General features: G+C 75.6%; 10 protein-coding genes. 2 read left to right on the forward strand and 8 right to left on the reverse strand.

The genetic code is table 11. The annotated features are described in order from the left end of the window. Positions 1-143 precede the first annotated feature (143 nt). From ACFWIC_RS26235 to ACFWIC_RS26265, 7 genes are all read right to left on the reverse strand, one after another. Complete coding sequence (locus ACFWIC_RS26235; RefSeq protein WP_380520163.1) at positions 144-983, reverse strand: S1 family peptidase; 840 nt, start codon at positions 981-983, stop codon at positions 144-146. Between the two features lie 287 nt (positions 984-1,270). Beyond that, positions 1,271-2,905, reverse strand: a complete 1,635-nt coding sequence (locus ACFWIC_RS26240; protein ID WP_380360515.1) for an RNA polymerase sigma factor — start codon at positions 2,903-2,905, stop codon at positions 1,271-1,273. A 467-nt stretch (positions 2,906-3,372) separates the two neighbouring features. After that, entirely contained in the window at positions 3,373-4,305 is a 933-nt protein-coding gene (locus ACFWIC_RS26245) for a FadR/GntR family transcriptional regulator (protein WP_329882607.1), read from the reverse strand. A gap of 198 nt (positions 4,306-4,503) precedes the next feature. Then, the gene (locus tag ACFWIC_RS26250) at positions 4,504-5,409 is read right to left on the reverse strand and encodes a hypothetical protein (RefSeq protein WP_329950013.1); all 906 of its coding nucleotides are present in this window, start codon (positions 5,407-5,409) and stop codon (positions 4,504-4,506) included. Positions 5,410-5,412: 3 nt separating this feature from the next. Beyond that, positions 5,413-7,551 (reverse strand): ATP-binding cassette domain-containing protein, encoded by a 2,139-nt coding sequence (locus ACFWIC_RS26255; RefSeq protein WP_380520154.1) that lies wholly within the window; start codon positions 7,549-7,551, stop codon positions 5,413-5,415. A 332-nt stretch (positions 7,552-7,883) separates the two neighbouring features. Then, a complete protein-coding gene (locus ACFWIC_RS26260; RefSeq protein WP_380360510.1) occupies positions 7,884-8,642 on the reverse strand; it encodes an NUDIX domain-containing protein in 759 nt (252 codons plus the stop codon). Between the two features lie 112 nt (positions 8,643-8,754). Further along, positions 8,755-10,875 (reverse strand): glycogen debranching N-terminal domain-containing protein, encoded by a 2,121-nt coding sequence (locus ACFWIC_RS26265; protein ID WP_380520164.1) that lies wholly within the window; start codon positions 10,873-10,875, stop codon positions 8,755-8,757. A 786-nt stretch (positions 10,876-11,661) separates the two neighbouring features. On the opposite strand from ACFWIC_RS26265, the gene ACFWIC_RS26270 reads away from it, so the two are divergent. Continuing rightward, a complete protein-coding gene (locus ACFWIC_RS26270) occupies positions 11,662-12,978 on the forward strand; it encodes an alpha/beta fold hydrolase (RefSeq protein ID WP_380360508.1) in 1,317 nt (438 codons plus the stop codon). 86 nt (positions 12,979-13,064) lie between these two features. On the opposite strand, the gene ACFWIC_RS26275 is transcribed toward ACFWIC_RS26270, so the two are convergent. Then, on the reverse strand, positions 13,065-14,849 hold the full coding sequence (locus ACFWIC_RS26275) for a DUF4192 family protein (RefSeq protein WP_380520155.1): 1,785 nt from the start codon (positions 14,847-14,849) through the stop codon (positions 13,065-13,067). A gap of 230 nt (positions 14,850-15,079) precedes the next feature. On the opposite strand from ACFWIC_RS26275, the gene ACFWIC_RS26280 reads away from it, so the two are divergent. Further along, positions 15,080-17,278, forward strand: a complete 2,199-nt coding sequence (locus ACFWIC_RS26280) for a RecQ family ATP-dependent DNA helicase (protein ID WP_329950009.1) — start codon at positions 15,080-15,082, stop codon at positions 17,276-17,278. Positions 17,279-17,614 lie beyond the last annotated feature (336 nt).

The raw sequence follows: 17,614 nt of genomic DNA on the forward strand, positions 1-17,614 counted from the left end.
CCCCTTCTTTCTGCGGGTGTTGTGGGGGGGGGGGGGGGGGGGGGGGGGGGGGGGGGGGGGGGTGCCCCCGCGCCGGGGGGGCGGCCCCCCCGGCTCCGACGTTTTCACGCCCGGACTCCCGTCGACCCTCCGCGGCGGACCGGTTACAGGACGGCGCGCACCGCGTCCGCGACCGAACCGATCCGGGTGTAGACGCCCGGGTGGGCGGCCTCGGCGCAGCCCGTGCCCCAGGAGACCAGTCCGGCGAGCCTGCCGGCGACCACCAGCGGCCCGCCGCTGTCGCCCTGGCAGGCGTCCCTGCCGCCCTGCTCCTCGCCCGCGCAGACCATGCCCCGGGCGTCGAAGCGGCCGTCCGCACCACCCGAGTACGCCTGCGCGCAGGTCTGGTCCGGGACGATCGGCACGTCGACCCCACGCAGCGTGGGCGAGTAGTCACCGTGACCGGTGCTGTCACCCCAGCCGTAGACCTGCGCCCTGGTGCCCGCCAGGTACGGCCCGGTCTCGCCCTGACCGACCAGTTCGATCACCGGCCGGGCCTCCTGGGACTCGCCGAGAGTGAGCACCGCCACATCGTTCATGTTGGTGGCGAAGGCGTAGTCGGGGTGGACCCAGACCGCCTGGACCGGCACCTCGCGCCCCGCCCCGCCCCGCAGGTCGTCCCGCCCCACCACGACCCTGAGGCCCGGGCGCTCCACCCGCTGCCCCCTGGACTCGTCGTAGAAGCAGTGCGCGGCCGTCACCACCTTGGTCGGAGTGACCAGCGCGCCGCCGCAGAACTGCCCCGAGCGCCCGGCGCCGAACTGCTGGCGACTGGCCAGCGCCACCACCCAGGGCCGGTCGGCGGTGCTCGCCGCCACACCACCGACGATCCGCCCCTTCGCCTGGGCGGCGGGCACCGCCGGCCCCAGGGCGATCAGCGGCGCGGGCAGGGCGGCCAGCAGGGTCAGGACGGCGGCCCGGCGGGCTCGGCGCACCGGGCGCACCGCGTGCGCCGTCGGCGAGTGCACCGGGGTCGGGGCGGCGGTCGGCAGGTCGGCGCGGTCCGGGCGGTCCGGGTTGGGCGACACCGTGTCTCCAGGTGGCTCGGCAGCAGCAGGCAACCGGCACAGCGTAGGTGAACGGCTACGGTGAGCGACCCCCTGCGGCCGCACAGCCACCCGGACGAGCGACAACGGCCACCCGGACGGTGACGCCGACCGCCCCCGAACAGCCCGAAGGCCCGGAGCGTTCGCTCCGGGCCTTCGGGCTGGACCTGCGACGGTCCGACGGATCAGTCCAGGTAGTCGCGCAGCACCTGCGAGCGCGACGGGTGGCGCAGCTTGGACATGGTCTTCGACTCGATCTGGCGGATGCGCTCACGGGTGACCCCGTACACCTTGCCGATCTCGTCGAGCGTCTTCGGCTGACCGTCCGTCAGGCCGAAGCGCATCGAGACCACGCCCGCCTCGCGCTCGGACAGCGTGTCCAGCACGGAGTGCAGCTGCTCCTGGAGCAGGGTGAAGGAGACCGCGTCGGCCGGGACGACCGCCTCGGAGTCCTCGATCAGGTCGCCGAACTCGCTGTCGCCGTCCTCACCCAGCGGGGTGTGCAGCGAAATGGGCTCGCGGCCGTACTTCTGGACCTCGATGACCTTCTCCGGGGTCATGTCGAGTTCCTTGGCCAGCTCCTCCGGGGTGGGCTCGCGGCCCAGGTCCTGGAGCATCTGGCGCTGGACGCGGGCCAGCTTGTTGATGACCTCGACCATGTGCACCGGGATACGGATGGTGCGGGCCTGGTCGGCCATCGCGCGGGTGATCGCCTGACGGATCCACCAGGTCGCGTAGGTGGAGAACTTGTAGCCCTTGGTGTAGTCGAACTTCTCGACCGCACGGATCAGGCCCAGGTTGCCCTCCTGGATCAGGTCCAGGAAGAGCATGCCGCGACCGGTGTAGCGCTTGGCCAGCGAGACGACCAGACGGAGGTTGGCCTCCAGCAGGTGGTTCTTGGCCCGGCGGCCGTCCTCGGCGATGATCTCCAGCTCGCGCTTGAGCTTGGGGGCGAGCTTGTCGGCGGCCGAGAGCTTGTCCTCGGCGAACAGGCCGGCCTCGATGCGCTTGGCGAGCTCGACCTCCTGCTCGGCGTTGAGCAGCGGGACCTTGCCGATCTGCTTCAGGTAGTCCTTGACCGGGTCGGCGGTGGCACCCGCCACGGCGACCTGCTGGGCCGGGGCGTCGTCCTCGTCGTCGTCGGAGAGGACGAACCCCTCCGACTCCTCCTCCGGAGCGTCACCCTCGGCGGCGGGCTTGTCGCCCGGGAGCGCCGCGTCCTCCAGCTCCTCCTCGCCGAGCAGCTCCTCCTCGCCGGCCTTGCCGGTCTTGGTGGCGGTGGTCTTCTTGGCGGCCGTCTTCTTGGCCGGGGCGGCGGCCTTCTTGGCGACCGCCTTCTTGGCGACGGCCTTCTTGGCGACGGCCTTCACGTCGGCGGCGACGCCTGTCCCCTCGACCGTGATCTCGGCGGACACCGTGCTGACCGGCGCGGCAGCGGCCGCGACCGCGGGGGTGGAGACGGGCGCACCGGGCGCGATGCGCACGGGCGGCTTGGTCGGAGTGGCGGGGGTCCGGGTGGTGACCGCCTTGGTGGCCGTGCGCTTGGTGGGGCTCTTGGCAGCGACGCTCTTGCGCTTGGCGCCGGCCGGTTCGGCCGCGCTGACCATGAGATCCACCCCCTCCTCAATCAGAACCTGGTTGAGGCTGCGCATGACGTTCTTCCACTTGGTGACCGGGATCTGGTCCGCCTCGAACGCCTGGCGTACGTCGTCACCGGCGATCTGCCCCTGGGCCTTGCCCCGCTCGATGAGCGCCAGCAGAGCCGCGGACTCGGCGATCTCGGGGGGAAGCGAACGGGATGTGCTGGCCGACACGAACAACCTCTCGGACGATGAGTGGACTCGAACCCGTACCGGCCGCCCGAGCGGGCGGGGAAGGAGATCGCGCGTCGGGCACGCGGTGTCGATTCCGACCGACTCGGGTTTGAGGACTGGGTTTGCAGGACGGCAGCAGCGCCGCGGACCAACACAGCATTCTGACACGTTGGGGTATTCCGGAGCTGCTCCCGCTCAGGAGACATCGCTGCTACACGTCAAGTGTTACGCATGGCCTTCGTGTCGCGGGTCACACCGTTCGCTCTCCGCGGCCCGGGGCCGACTTCCATCATCCCTCACTCGCGCCGAAGCCCGTCACCATGGACACGACACTTGGGCCACCGGGGCGACACCCGGCCCGTTCCGCCGCCCACCGCCCGGACACGCAGAGGCCCTCCGGCTGCGCCGTGGCGGCAGCCGGAGGGCCGGTGGTCGCGGGGAACGGGGGGAACACTCGACCCCGAACGGACCGCTCAGTGCTCCCGGGGCGCCGGGACCGACGGCTCGATCTCGGGGTGGACGGTGAGCAGCGCCCGCGTCGCGGCCTCGGCCGCGGTGCCGTCGCCGGCCCCGAGCGCGTCCACCAGCCGGGCGTGCAGGCTGACGGAGGCCTCGACCGGCCGCTCGCAGGAGATGACCGGGCCGCCGGACACCTGGAGCGCGCAGGCGACGATCCCGGAGAGGTGCTCCAGCATCCGGTTGCCGGCCAGCTGGAGGAGCAGCCCGTGCAGCTCGGCGTCGGCCCGGGTGAAGGTCGAGTGATCGGCCTGGGCTGCGGCGTGACCCATGATCTCGACCAGCTCGACCATGCGCTGCTGGACGTCCTCCCGGCCGTGGCCGGCGGCCAGCCGGGCCGCCAGCGGCTCGATCGCCCAGCGGAGCTCGAACAGCTCCCGGCGCTGCTCGTCCCGCTGGGGGCCGAAGGCGCGCCACTCGATGATGTCCGGGTCGAGCAGGTTCCAGTCGCTGACGGGGCGGACCCTGGTGCCGACGTTCGGCCTGGCACTGACCAGACCCTTGGCCTCCAGCACGCGCAGCGACTCGCGGACGACGGTGCGGGACACCTCGAACCGCTGGCCGATCTCCTCGGGGACGAGCGGCCGGTCGGCGCCGAGGTCGCCGGAGACGATCATCTGGCCGAGCTGCTGGACCAGCTGGCCGTGCAGGCCGCGGCCGCGGCTGCTGGTGGTCTTGCGGCCGACCCGGGCGAGGTCCGACTCGGCGCCCTCCCAACGGGGCGCCGGCGGGGTCGGCCGGTCGGCGTACGAGAAGCGGTCCAGGTCGCCGGAGCCGGGGATGGCCCCGTCGGCGGAACGGGCAGGGGTCATGGTGGGGTGCGCAAGGGTACTCACAGGTCCTTTGTCGGCGATCGGGGAGCACAGCTTGAGAATTCTCGTGAAAAGCACACGAAAGGGTGATCGACCGTGACTGGATAATTGACTTCTTATCAGGAAGAAACGCTCATTGCGGTCACTGGTGGCCGATCTTGGCGAACCGTCAGGGGCCGGACGCCGCCGTTCCGCGTCTCCACGCACCTCCCCGACGGCCGACCCGCAGTCCGTCCGCAGTCCGCCGGGCGGCCGTGTCCCGGCCCGCGGGGTGGCTCAGAGCGCCCGGCGCCGGGCCTGGACCAGCAGGGTGGTCAGCAGCAGTACCAAGGCCGGCGCCGTCACCGCGGCCAGCAACGCCGGGTCGGTCAGGGCCGACCCGCTCTCCGCAACCCGGCGGTCCCCGCCGTACACCCATCCGTACGCCCACTCGACCCCCGACTGGAACGGCAGCAGCTCCGCCGCCCGGGTCGGCCACGCCGTCCCGGTCTGCCGCAGCAGCAGCGCCACGCCCGACTCCAGCAGCGGCGGCAGCGCGCAGAGCAGCAGCACCCCGGCAGCGGCGCTGCGGGTGAGCGAGGCCGTCAGCACCCCGGTCCAGCCCGCCACGACCACCAGCAGGACGAAGGCCAGCAACGCGGCCGGCGCACCCTGCCCGGCCGCCAGTGCCACGGGCGCCAGCACGGTCGGCAAGTCGCCGAGCCCGCCCAGGCCGGCCGAGGCCAGCGCCTCCGCCACCCGACCGGAGAGCGCGGCCGGCTCGGACCACGCCGTCACCGTCGCCCCTGCCGGCAGTGCGAGGTGCACGGCCACCGCGTCGACCAGCAGCGTGACCAGCGCCAGCAGCGCCGCCACCGAACCGGTCACCAGCAGCTTGGCCGTCAGCAGCCGCACCCGGCGCGGGTACGACACCTGCGAGGCCGCCAGCCCCGGGTGCCGCACCTCGTGCCCGTACGACAGCGCCCCCAGCACCCCGGCCCCCAACGCGGCGAACGGCAGGGGCACCAGCGGCACCGTCGCCGTCAGCAGCCGCACCGCCGCCGCACCGTCCAGCCCCCCGTCGGGCAGTTGCCCCGCCAGCACGGCGGCCACCGCCGCGTCACAGAGCACCACGGCACCGAGCAGCAGCCAGGTGGAACGCAGGCCGCGCAACCGGCGCAGCTCGTAGGCCAGAACTCGCACGGTTCACTCGCTCCGAAGGTCGATGGTGGCGGGGGTGACGGGAAGGACGGCGGCTCCGTGGCCGGGTGCCTCTGCCCCGGCCGACCCGGCGGAGGTCCACACCGGGGCGGGAGCGGGGGTGGGCGTGGGCAGAGCCGGCAGCGCGTGTGCCGGCGCCGCGGCCGGGAGGGCTGCGGAGGCGTGCTCGGGTGTCCCGGTCGCCGGTGCAGCCCCGCGGGCCGGCCCGGCCTCCCCGGAATTCGCCGGGGCAGCAGCAGGGTCGGATCCGGAGGCCCGAAGCGAGCCCGAAGCCGGCGCCGGAGTCGGAGTCGGAGTCGTTGCCGCAGCCGCAGCCGCCGCCGACAGCGAGCGCGACCCGGTCGGCATCCGGCCGTGACCGGCGGGCCCGGAGTACGCCGGCAGCCCGCGCGCCCCTGCGGGGTCGGCCGCCCGGCGCTCCGTGACGGCGCGGTCGTCGCCCGCCCCGGTCGGCGGCACGGGCGTCCGCGGGGACCGTACGCCCGACTCCGCGAGGGGCTGGGCGAGGCGGCCGAGACGGACGGTGTCGTCGGTCGTCAGGTCGTCGGAGGGCACCGCGTGTTCGGGGAACGCGGATACCGGCGTGACGCCGGACCGGGCCAGGTCGTTCAGGCCGTCCCGGAAGAGCCGGTCCACGGCGACCGTCGGGGAGGTGTCCGCGTCCTCGTCCTCGACCGGACGCGCGGCCCGGGCCTGGGCCTGGGTCTGGGTCTGGGCCGGAGCCCGGTCCTGGAGCCGCACCCGGGCCGGGTCCTGAACGGACGTCGGGGCCTGAACCTGCGCCGGTGCCGGAGGCGGGGTCACGGCCGGAGGCGGGGTCTCCGCGGGCGTGAGCGGGGGCTGGAGCCGGGGTGCCGGTGCGGATCCGGGCCGGCGGGCCGCACGTCGGCCGGCCCGCCCCGTGATCGCCGACAGCGCGGTCGCGGCCGAGACGGCGACCGGGGCCACGGCCGGCCCGGGTGCGACCGGCAGCGCGAGGGTGGGCGAGGGCGTCTGGTCCCGCTCGGCGGCGGCCGGCTGCGGCACCGGGGCCGGCTCCGCCGACACCTGGGGCAGCGCGACCGTCCGGTCCGCTCCCCCTGCCCCGAGCTCCGCCTTCCGGCCTCCACCGGTCGGCTCCCGCCGCTCCTCCGGAGCCCCCTGATCCCGCTGCGCCTTCGCCGGGCGGTCCTGTCCCGCCCGGTTCTGGAGGTGAAGGTGCCCGGAGCGCCCGGACCCGACCGGCAGGGCGGCCCGGGGCGCGGGCTGCTCGACCACGCGGTCGGCCAGCTCGTGCAACAGGATGCCGTTGCGGTAGGCGAGTTCACCGATCTCGGTACGGCCGATCCCGGCCACCGCGAGACCGGCCCCGCCGTCGCGGCGGACCTGCGCCCCCTGGCCGACCAGCAGGTCCGCGAGCCGCGCCATCTGCGGCCCGCGGACGGCGACCTCCGGGCTGAGCCGGGTGCGGCGGAACTCCGTCACCGGCTGGTCGGCCACCAGCCGGCCCTGGTCCAGGGTGATCACCCGGTCAGCGAACCGGGCGGCGTCCTGCGGAGTGCGGGTGGTGACCAGGACCGTCCCGCCCGCGACGCCGAAGGAGCGCAGGAAGGACTGGAACCACTCCGCGTTGCGCGGCGAGAGCCCCTCGGTCGGCGCGTCCAGCAGCAGGATCCCCGGGTCGCCGAGCAGCGCGGCGGCGAGGGCCAGCCGCCGGTGCATCCCGGGTGAGAAGGTCCGCAGGCGCTGGTCGGCGACGGCCGCCAGCCGGGTCTGTTCCAGCAGCTCGTCGGCCCGGCTCGCCGGGACCCCGACGGCCGCCGCCAGCATCCTGAGGTGACCGCGCGCCTTCCGGCCGGGGTGCCCCGCGGCGTCCGCGGCTCCGCCGGCCCGGCCGGGGTCGGGCAGCACCACGCCGACCTCGCGCTCGGGCCGCCGCAGCCGGCGGTAGGTGCGGCCGTCGAAGAGGGTCACGCCCCGGCCGCGTTCGAGTTCGAGCATCAGCCGCAGGGCGGTGGACTTGCCCGCGTCCTCGGGACCGAGCAACGCCGTCACCATGCCGGGACGGGCGTCGAAGGTCAGATCCAGTACCGCCGGCGGACCGCCCCGTCGGTAGACCTTGGTCAGTCCGGTGATCTGGATCATCGCTGGCTGCTCCCATGCCTCGGCCGACCCGGTCTGCGTGGCGCGGGGTCGTGCCCGCACGGCTCCGCGCCAGCACATTAGGGGGCCGGTCCGGAGATTCCGGGCATTGTGGGGGCGGCACGGGCCCGACGCCCGCGCACCTCACCCGATCAGGGGACAATCCGATCCTGCGAGGAGACCCGGGTAGCCCGGGAGAGCGAGCGAACCACCACGGCGTGCGAGGGGACCGCGACGCGGCCGGGAGGGGCGGGGAGGGGCAGGGCGGGAACGCCGCAGCACCGGTGGCACGCGGTGCGTCCGGACGACGCCGGGGGCGGAGGGAGCTCGGGGGCTCAGGACTCCGGGCGCAGCATCGGCGGGTTGAGCACGTTGGCCCCGCCGGAGGTGAAGAGCTGCGCCGGGCGCCCGCCCTGACGCGTCGTGGTGCCGCCCGAGGGAAGCAGGAACCCGGGTGTGCCGGTCACCTTGCGGTGGAAGTTCCTCGGGTCGAGCGCCACACCCCAGACCGCTTCGTAGACCCGGCGCAGCTCGCCGACGGTGAACTCGGTCGCGCAGAAGGCCGTCGCCAGCGAGGAGTACTCGATCTTGGAGCGAGCGCGCTCCACTCCGTCGGCCAGGATCAGCCCGTGGTCGAAGGCGAGCGGGACCCCGTCGACGGGGTCCGGGCCGAGCAGTTCGGTGACGGGTGCCCAGCGTGCGCCGCTGGCGTCGCCGCCGGCGCGCGGGGTCGGCAGGTCCGGCGCGAGGACCAGGTACGCCACGCTGACCACCCGCATCCGGGGGTCGCGCTGGGGGTGGCCGTAGGTCGCGAGCTGTTCCAGGTGGGCGCCGGCGGTGCCGGGGCCGACCGCGTCGTGTCCGGGGGCGGAGTGGGCGCGCAGACCGGTCTCCTCGGCGAGCTCCCGGGAGGCCGCCTCGGCGAGGCCCTCGTCGGGGCGGACGAAGCCTCCGGGGAGGGCCCAGTAGCCCTGGTAGGGAGGCTCACCCCGTCGGACCAGCAGGGCACAGAGCGCGTGCTCGCGCACCGTCAGCACCACCAGGTCGACCGTGACAGCGAACGGGGGGAAGGCCGACGGGTCATAACGCGACATGGCGACGATCATAGTCGTCTCTCTGACGATAAGCACAGGCCCGCGTACGGACGGTCCGCAGGAGGGCGGGCCCGGCCGACGGCCGGGCCCGCCCCGCGCGGCAGGGGCGGCGTCAGCGGGCGACCAGTTGCAGCTCTGCGGACGCCTCCTCCACCATCGCGACCCCGATCCGGCTGACCCGCACCGAGAACGGCTCGCCCGCGACCCGCAGACCGGTCAACTCCAGCTCTCCGAGCGGCGCGGTGCTGGCCGGGCGGACCAGTACCCGCCCGCCCGGGACATCGGGGCGGACGCCGGCCAGCGCGAACACCGCGTGCGCGGCCCCGGCGGCCGAGACCGCCGCCGGGCGGCAGGCACCCGGGTGCGGCACCGGCGGGCAGCCCGGCGTGCGCTGCTCCCCCGCGTACATCTCGGGCAGCCGGCCCTCGAAGTGGGCGGCGGCGGAGAGCAGACCCTCCAGCAGCGCGCCGGCCTCGTTCTCGTGGCCGGCCTCGGCGAGCCCGGCGATGGCGAGGGCGGTCTCGTGGACCCGTACCGCGCCGCTTCGGTGGCCCAGCGGGTTGAACCGGGGCGACTTGGCGCTCAGCGTGCGCAGCCCCCAGCCGCTGTCGAGCTCCGGCGCGGCCAGCCGATGGGCGAGCAGCCTGGTCTGCTCACGGTCCAGCAGGCTCTCGTGCCGGCCGCCCTCGGCCGAGAGCCCCGGGTCGAGGAGGTGGACCAGGCTGGAGGCGACGGCGGGCAGCGGCTGGCCGCCCGGGGCGAGACCGGCGGCCGGACGGCCGCCGGAGAGGTCGTCCACCCAGAACCGGTCGCGGAACCGTGCGCGCAGTCCGGCCGCCCAGCTCCGCCACTCCTCGGCGCCGGGCCGGCCGAAGGCCGCCAGCAGGTCGGCCCCGTGCAGGGCGGCACGGTGCGCCTGGGCCTGGACCTCTGCCCGGGCGGGCACCGGGTGGGCCGACCTCTCCTCGACCGGCCGGCTGAGGTCGGTGACGAAGCCGTCGACCAGGCCCTCGCGCAGCGCCGCGAGCGCGCGCTCGGCGGCCGGGAGGAGCTCGGCGACCTCCTGCCGGGGCAGGCCCCAGCGCCAGGCCTCGGCCAGCACGGTGACGAACAGCAGCGTCGCCTCGGTGGCGGTACAGGTGGGCGGCAGTTCGGGGCCACCGTGCCGCAGGGCCCCCGGCAGCAGACCCTCGGGGCGGTGACCGCCCTGGCCGGGGACGGGCGCCGGCTGCTGACGGCGGGCCAGGGCCCGGAGGGTGCCGGCGGCGAGCCGGGTGCCGAGCGGCAGTGCCAGCCGGGCCGCCCAGAGCGCGTCGGCCGGGGCGAGCCCGAACCGCCAGGGTGCGCCGGAGGCGGGGTAGAGGTCGGTCGGCCGGTCGGGGTCGGCGAACAGCAGCCCGCCGAGGGCGTCCAGGGAGCGTGCCACCACCAGTGCGGCCCGGGGGTCGTCGCAGCGCACCTCGGGCTCGGCCCAGGGCAGCGGGACTCCGGTGCCCCGACCGCCGGGCGGTCGCGGGCCGGGCAGGGTGGTCTCCAGTTCGGCCCGCAGCTCGACCGACCAGCGGGCCCCGGGCTGGACCTCCAGGTCCCAGCGCAGCACACCGGCGCCGGCCAGGACGGCGTGCGGAGACGGCTGGGCACTGACCGTGGCGCTGTGGGTGGGCCCCGCCCAGCGCAACCCGGAGGACTGCACCTGGCCGGGCAGGTCCGGCGGCCGGTGGCCGGCGGCGATCTCGCCGACCGGGCCGAGGTCGGTGCCGAGCGCGATCTCCAGCGGGAGCCGGGCCGCGCGGCTGCCGGTGTTCCGCACCGTCACGGTCTCGACGCCGTCGGCGTGGCGCAGCCGCTCGACGGTGAGCGCCGGATCGGGGTCGAGGTCGCCGGGGAGCCGGACGGCCCCGAGGAAACGGGCCTGCGCCGCGGTGGTGAGGGTGCCCTGGAGCGGGAGCGGCTCGATCCCGCCGAGCCGCAGCTCCATCCGGGCGACCACGCGGACCCCCGAGCGGTAGAAGCCGTGCAGGCCGTGCCCGCGCAGCTGGCCGTCCGGCCCGGAGGCGGCCATCGCCGGTGCGTTGACGCAGAGCACCGCGTGGTGGGCGGCGGCCGGCTGCGGGCGCGGCGGCGCCGACCGGGCCTGGCCGCCGGGCGCTCCGGGCTGGGCCGGATCCGGTCGGCCGACCGGTCTGGGCGCGCCGACCACACTCTCGGCCGGCATGGCCTGTGGTGGCCTCATCGCGGTCACCGGACTCTCCTCCCCTCGGCGGTCCGGTGGCCGTTCAGGGCCGGTGGGCCGCGAGCATGTTCGATCGCGTGCTGGTGGTGTCTCGGGCCGACGGACCTCTCCGTCGGCCGGTGTGCCGTGCCTGGCCGTACCCGGTACCGGGCCGTGCCATGCGGGACGCGATACCGGGTCGGTATCGGCTCCGCGCCGTTCCCGGGCGTCCCGTCGCGCCCGGTCGTTCACCGGACCCGCCCGGCGCGCCGTCGGGTCCGACGTCCCGCGGCGGCGGTGACGTCATGCCCGGCCGGTGCCCCGCGCGGACCGCTGCCGCGGAGCGGCGGTCCGTTCCGCACCCCGCCGCTCGGGGCCGGCACCGCCACCTGCACGGGTGCCGTGTCGGCCGACCGTCCGGACGGTACTCCGGGCCCGACGGCGGATCCGGACGGGGCGTGGTGCCGGGCCCGGGGCCCCCGGGGTCAACGCCGGAGACCGTCCACAGGTCACGCCCGCCGGCTTCGACCGCGGTACCCGCCCGGGATTCCGGGCGTGCGTGCCGTTGGTGCTCGCGGACCCGCCGGGGCTTTCGCTGTGACTCCGCTCCGGTACCGGTCCGGTGCCGCCTCCCCGCCGTCCTGCGGGCCGTCGAGGCCCGGTCCGTCGGGTGGCCGTCCTGGACGGTGACCGCCGGGCCGGTGCTCGGCCGCGGCCAGGATACGGTGCGGGGATCGCGGCCCCGCCACCGGCAACCCCGGTGGGGGCCGACGCGATCGCTGTGACCAGCAGAGACCGAGGAGTTGTATGTCCACCCCCAGCCGGCTGCCCGGGATTGTCAGCACCGACCACGTCTTCCAGCTGCCCCTCGACCACAGCGCCCCACAGGGCGAGCAGATCGAGGTGTACGCCCGCGAGGTGGTCGCCCCGGGCCGCGCGAAGGACGACGACCTGCCCTGGCTGCTCTTCCTCCAGGGCGGCCCGGGAGGCAAGGCCGGCCGCCCGCTCGGCCGGGACGGCTGGCTGGAGCGCGCCCTCGACGACTACCGGGTGCTCCTCCTCGACCAGCGCGGAACCGGGCGCTCCACGCCCGCGACCCGGCAGACGCTCGCCCGTCGCGGTGGCGCCGAGGAGCAGGCCGACTACCTCGCGCACTTCCGTGCCGACTCGATCGTGCGGGACGCCGAGCTGATCCGCCGCCGGCTGCTCGGCGAGGACCGCCGCTGGAGCCTGCTCGGCCAGAGCTTCGGCGGCTTCTGCACCCTCACCTACCTCTCGATCGCGCCCGAGGGACTGGACCAGGCCTTCGTCACGGGTGGCCTCGCCGGGCTGCGCAGCTCCGCAGACGACGTCTACCGGGCGGCCTACCCCCGGGTCGTCCGCAAGAACGAGGGCCACTACGACCGCTTCCCCGAGGACGTGGCAGGCGTGCGGCGGATCGCCGCCCACCTCTCCGACTCCCCCGCCACCCTGCCCGGCGGCGGGCTGCTCACCGTCCGGGCCTTCCAGGCACTCGGCATGCTGCTCGGCAGCGGCAGCGGCTCCGGCACCCTGCACTACCTGCTGGAGGAGGCCTGGGTGGAGGGCACCGACGGCCCCGAGCTCTCCGACACCTTCCTGGCCGGTGCCGAGGCGCAGCTCTCCTTCGCCCAGGGCCCGCTCTACGCCGTCCTGCACGAGTCGATCTACGGCCAGCGTTCGGTGGACCCCGCCGGCACCGCCTGGTCCGCCGAGCGGGTCCGCGCGGAGTTCCCGGCCTTCGACGCCCGGGCCGCTCTGGAGTCCGACGCGCCGGTGCTGTTCACCGGCGAGATGATCTACCCCTGGATGTTCGACACCGACCCCGCGCTGCGACCGCTGAAGGAGACCGCGGACCTGCTCGCCGCCCGGACCGACTGGCCCGACCTGTACGACCCGGCGCGGCTCGCCGCCAACGAGGTGCCGGTGGTGGCGGCCGTCTACCACGACGACATGTACGTCGACACGGCCGACTCCCTGGCGACCGCCCGGGCCGTCCGGGGGCTGCGGACCTGGATCACCAACGAGTGGGAGCACGACGGCCTCCGGGTCAGCGACGGCAAGGTGCTCGACCGCCTGATCGCGATGGCCCGCGGCGAGGCGTAGCCGCGCCTGCCGGCGAGCCCCGGCCGGTCCCGGCGCCCGGCGGGCACCCGGACCGGACCGGGCGGTGCTCGCGCGGGGCTCCCGGATCACCGGGACGTCCGGGCTCCGGCCGGCGCACTCCGCACGCCCCGGCACCGGCCTCGGCGGGCGGGGGTCGGTGAGACCGGTGCCGCCCAGGGCGAGGAGCGGCTGATCCGTGCCCGCCGGGTGGAGCGCGGTCGCTCCGCCGGGCGGCAGCCCGGCAGCCCCGGCAGGAGACGCGGCACCGGCTCCGCACCGGTCCGACCGCCGCGCACTCGGGCAGCGCCCGACGGCCCCGCGAGGTCCGACGAGCCGGACCTACCGGTCGCAGCGACGACTGCGGCCGGCTCGGGCGGGGTCTCCGTCGGATGCCCGGAATCCGGGGCGGCGCCGGGCACCGGGCCGCTCGCTCCTCCGGACGGCGGCGATCCCTCGGGCCGTGCCCGGCGGCCACGCCTGCGACGGCGGCGGGCCTTCGCCGTCGCGGAGCCGCCCGGCCGGTCGGACCCGCCGGCCCGGTCCGGCGGCGCCGGGTCACCCGCTCCTGCCCCGCCCGGCCCGGTGTCCGTCGGCTCCCCACCTGCGGGCTCGGCCTCCGCAGACTCGGTGTCCGGATGCTCGACCTCCACGGGCTCGACCGCGACCGGCCCGGCAGCATCGGGGGCCTCGCCACCCGGACCGGTACCGGCCCGCCCGCCGTCGGCCTGAGCCTGAGCCTGAGCGACGGTCGGCCCCACCGCCGACGTCCGCTCCCGCTCGGTGCGGCGGCGGCGCTCCGCCTCCACGCTCGCCAGCAGCGGTTCGACCGTGAAGCCACCGTTGAGCGACTCGTACAGGAGCTGGGCCAGCAGGTAGGACGGCGCGAGACGGAGCGTGTGCGCGAGCACCACACGCGCCGTGGCGGTGTCTCCCGCGACCCAGGAGACCCAGGCCAGCAGGGTGAGCGGCGGCGGCGCGTAGCCCGTGTAGGGCGGCACGCAGCGGGTGGCGAGGAACCGCCAGAGCCGCTGGGCGGACGCCAGCTCGCCCGGCCTGGCGTACTCGGCGGCGCGGTCCCGGATCACCCGGTCCTGGAGCACCAGCAGCAGCCGGGCCGTCCGGTCCTCGTCGAGCTCGACGGCGCCCGCCATGAACGCGGCCACGGCCCCGTCGAGCAGCCGGGCGCTCTCCTCCCGGCCGAGCGACGGCCGCCGCCCCGCCGCCGGACCGCCCTCGGCCCGGGCGATCGCCCGCCGCTGGGGGCCGGCGGCGGGCGGGCCGACCGGCGCCAGCCCGGCGACGATCTCCTTGCGGCTCCCGCGCGGGGCGAGGCCCGCGACGGTGGCAGCCACCGCGACCGGGCCGGGCCCGGGAGCGCTGCCGATCGGGTTGCCCGCCGGATCGCAACTGCACCCGTCACGCCGGCAGAGGAAGGACCACCAGCGACCGGCCGAGACGCAGAGCGCCTCCTTGACCCGCACCCCGCGGCTCTCGAAGGCCAGCCGCAACCGCTCGGCGAGCGGCCGCAGCCGCTCGTCCGTCGGCGGACCGTGATCACGGCCCGGGTCCTGACAGAGGTAGAGGAGGACCTGGACCGGCCGCTCGCCCTGCTGCTCGGAGAGCCCGACCAGCAGGTCGGCCGTCTCCTCGGCGGCGGCCGGCCACTCCTCCGGCGACTCGGGGATGTCCAGCCGGATCACCCCGCCCTGGCGGAGGTCCGGGGATCCGAGACCGACCGCGACGATGCTGTCGTCGGGGAAGAACCCGAGGAGGTAGGGCAGCAGCTCGGCCATGTCGGCCGGGCCCCGCATGGTGATCGGCCGGCCGCCGGGGCCGTCGCCGAAGGGGAGCGCGATGCGTTCGTTGTTCATGGCCGGAAGACTGGCGCAATTCGCCGGAGCCTCCGGATTTTTCTTTTTCCCCTGTGGATAAACCCCGCCTGTGCATAACTCCTCCCTCGTTCGGCTCAACACGCACCACCCTCCAGGGGGACATTTGACGGCCGTTCAGCAGTACAGATGATGAAATACGGCCCCGATCCACCCACGCGTGACCGGCCGCCGTTCGCCGCTTGTCGGCACCTCGGGGTTACATGGACGCCATGCAGCAGCCGAAGACCCACACCACCGCCACCGCCGCCGACCGCGCCGAGGTCCGGACCCGGGCCGAGGCCGTCCTGCGCGAGCTGGCCGGCCCGGGCGCCACGCTCCGCGAGGACCAGTGGACGGCCATCGAGGCGCTGGTCGTCGACCACCGGAGGGCCCTCGTGGTCCAGCGCACCGGCTGGGGCAAGTCCGCCGTCTACTTCATCGCCACCTCCCTGCTGAGGGCCCGGGGCGCCGGACCGACGGTCATCGTGTCCCCGCTGCTCGCCCTGATGCGCAACCAGGTGGAGTCGGCCGCCCGGGCCGGCATCCACGCCCGCACCATCAACTCCGCCAATACCGACGAGTGGGACACCGTCCAGGCCGAGGTCGCCGCCGGGGCCGTCGACGTACTGCTGGTCAGCCCCGAGCGGCTGAACAACCCGGACTTCCGCGACCAGGTGCTCCCGAAGCTCGCCGCCTCCACCGGCCTGCTGGTGGTCGACGAGGCCCACTGCATCTCCGACTGGGGCCACGACTTCCGCCCCGACTACCGCCGGCTGCGCACCATGCTCGCCGACCTCTCGCCGGGCGTCCCGGTGCTGGCCACCACCGCCACGGCCAACGCCCGGGTCACCGCCGACGTCGCCGAGCAGCTCGGCACGGGCACCGGCGACGCGCACGCCCTGGTGCTGCGCGGGCCGCTCGACCGCGAGAGCCTCACCCTCGGCGTGCTCGCACTGCCCGACCCGGCGCACCGGCTGGCCTGGCTCGCCGACCACCTCGACCGGCTGCCCGGCTCCGGCATCGTCTACACCCTGACGGTCGCCGCCGCGGACGAGGTGACGGCCTTCCTGCGCGAGCGGGGTTTCGCGGTGGCCGCCTACTCCGGCCGCACCGAGGACGCCGAGCGCCGCACCGCCGAGGCCGATCTGCTCGCCAACCGGGTCAAGGCGCTGGTCGCCACCTCCGCCCTGGGCATGGGCTTCGACAAGCCGGACCTCGGCTTCGTGGTGCACCTCGGCTCGCCCAGCTCCCCGATCGCCTACTACCAGCAGGTCGGCCGTGCCGGGCGCGGGGTCGACCGGGCCGAGGTCCTGCTGCTGCCCGGCCGGGAGGACGAGGCGATCTGGCGCTACTTCGCCTCGCTGGCGTTCCCGCCCGAGGAGCAGGTGCGCCGGACCATCGACGCACTCGCCGAAGCCGGCCGCCCGCTCTCCACCGCCGCCCTGGAGCCCCGGGTGGACCTGCGCCGCGCCCGGCTGGAGACCATGCTCAAGGTCCTGGACGTGGACGGCGCCGTCCGGAGGGTCAAGGGCGGCTGGACGGCCACCGGGCAGAGCTGGGAGTACGACACCGCCCGCTACGCCAAGGTCGCCGCCTCCCGCGAGGCCGAGCAGCGGGCGATGCGCGAGTACGCGGCGGGCACCGACTGCCGGATGGAGTTCCTGCGCCGGCAGCTGGACGACGAGCAGGCCGCCCCCTGCGGCCGGTGCGACAACTGCGCCGGACCGCTGCACGGTCCGGAGGTCTCGACCGAGGCCCTGGAGGCGGCCCGGGCCTCCCTCGGCCGGCCCGGGGTCGGTTTCGAGCCCCGTCGGCTCTGGCCCACCGGGATGGACGCGCTGGGCGTACCGCTCAAGGGCCGCATCCCGGCCGGAGAGCAGGCCGAGACCGGCCGGGCCCTCGGCCGGCTCTCCGACATCGGCTGGGGCAACCGCCTGCGGGCGCTGCTCGCCGACCAGGCCCCCGACGGGCCGGTCCCGGGCGAGGCGGTGGACGCCCTGGTGACCGTCCTGGCCGACTGGGCGCGCGGTCCGGGCGGCTGGGCCGGCCCGGCCGCGGCCGACGGCGGCCGACTCGACCGGCCGGTCGGCGTGGTGACCATGGCCTCGTCCCGCCGGCCCCGGCTGGTCGGCAGTCTGGGGGCCCGGATCGCCGAGATCGGGCGGCTCCCCCTGCTCGGACAGATCGAGTACGCGACCGGACAGCCCCCGCACGGGTCGCGCAGCAACAGCGCCCAGCGGCTGAACGCCCTGGCCGGTGCCCTCGTCCTGCCGCCGGAGCTGGAAGCGGCGGTGGCGGCCGCGGGCGGGCCGGTCCTGCTGGTGGACGACCTGGTCGACTCCGGTTGGACGGTCACCGTGGCCGCCCGGTTGCTGCGGCGGGCCGGTGCCGGTGCGGTGCTGCCGCTGGTGCTGGCGGTGCAGGGCTGACGGCCGGTCCGGAGCCGATCGACTCATATCACCCGAATGGAGTAATTAAGGAGATCACCGGAACGCGGCCGGCCCCGGCGGACACCGCCGGGGCCGCCACCGGCGGAAAGGCGGGACGGAGTTGCGCGGGACACTTCGCGGCATCCCTCAGGCGGCCCGGATCACGATCCGGCAGCAGTCGGGTAGCACTCGCACGAACGTGGAATATATCCGGCAGAACGTTGGCTTTCGGGCGGCGTTCATCATTTCATCGTTGCCGCTCCCGCCCGGCTACCCTGAGAATCGGACCGTACCCGGAACCCGGTCCCGTCGACCAGGTCTTCGGCGTACGCAGGT

The organism is Kitasatospora sp. NPDC127035 (assembly GCF_042726075.1).
Taxonomy (GTDB): domain Bacteria; phylum Actinomycetota; class Actinomycetes; order Streptomycetales; family Streptomycetaceae; genus Kitasatospora.

What these genes read in the sequence shown, in the direction of transcription:
- ACFWIC_RS26280 (WP_329950009.1), top strand. Translation starts at nt 15,080, where the DNA reads ATGCAGCAGCCGAAGACCCACACCACCGCCACCGCCGCCGACCGCGCC.
- ACFWIC_RS26255 (WP_380520154.1), bottom strand. Translation starts at nt 7,551, where the DNA reads ATGATCCAGATCACCGGACTGACCAAGGTCTACCGACGGGGCGGTCCG.
- ACFWIC_RS26260 (WP_380360510.1), bottom strand. Translation starts at nt 8,642, where the DNA reads ATGTCGCGTTATGACCCGTCGGCCTTCCCCCCGTTCGCTGTCACGGTC.
- ACFWIC_RS26275 (WP_380520155.1), bottom strand. Translation starts at nt 14,849, where the DNA reads ATGAACAACGAACGCATCGCGCTCCCCTTCGGCGACGGCCCCGGCGGC.
- ACFWIC_RS26270 (WP_380360508.1), top strand. Translation starts at nt 11,662, where the DNA reads ATGTCCACCCCCAGCCGGCTGCCCGGGATTGTCAGCACCGACCACGTC.
- ACFWIC_RS26265 (WP_380520164.1), bottom strand. Translation starts at nt 10,875, where the DNA reads ATGAGGCCACCACAGGCCATGCCGGCCGAGAGTGTGGTCGGCGCGCCC.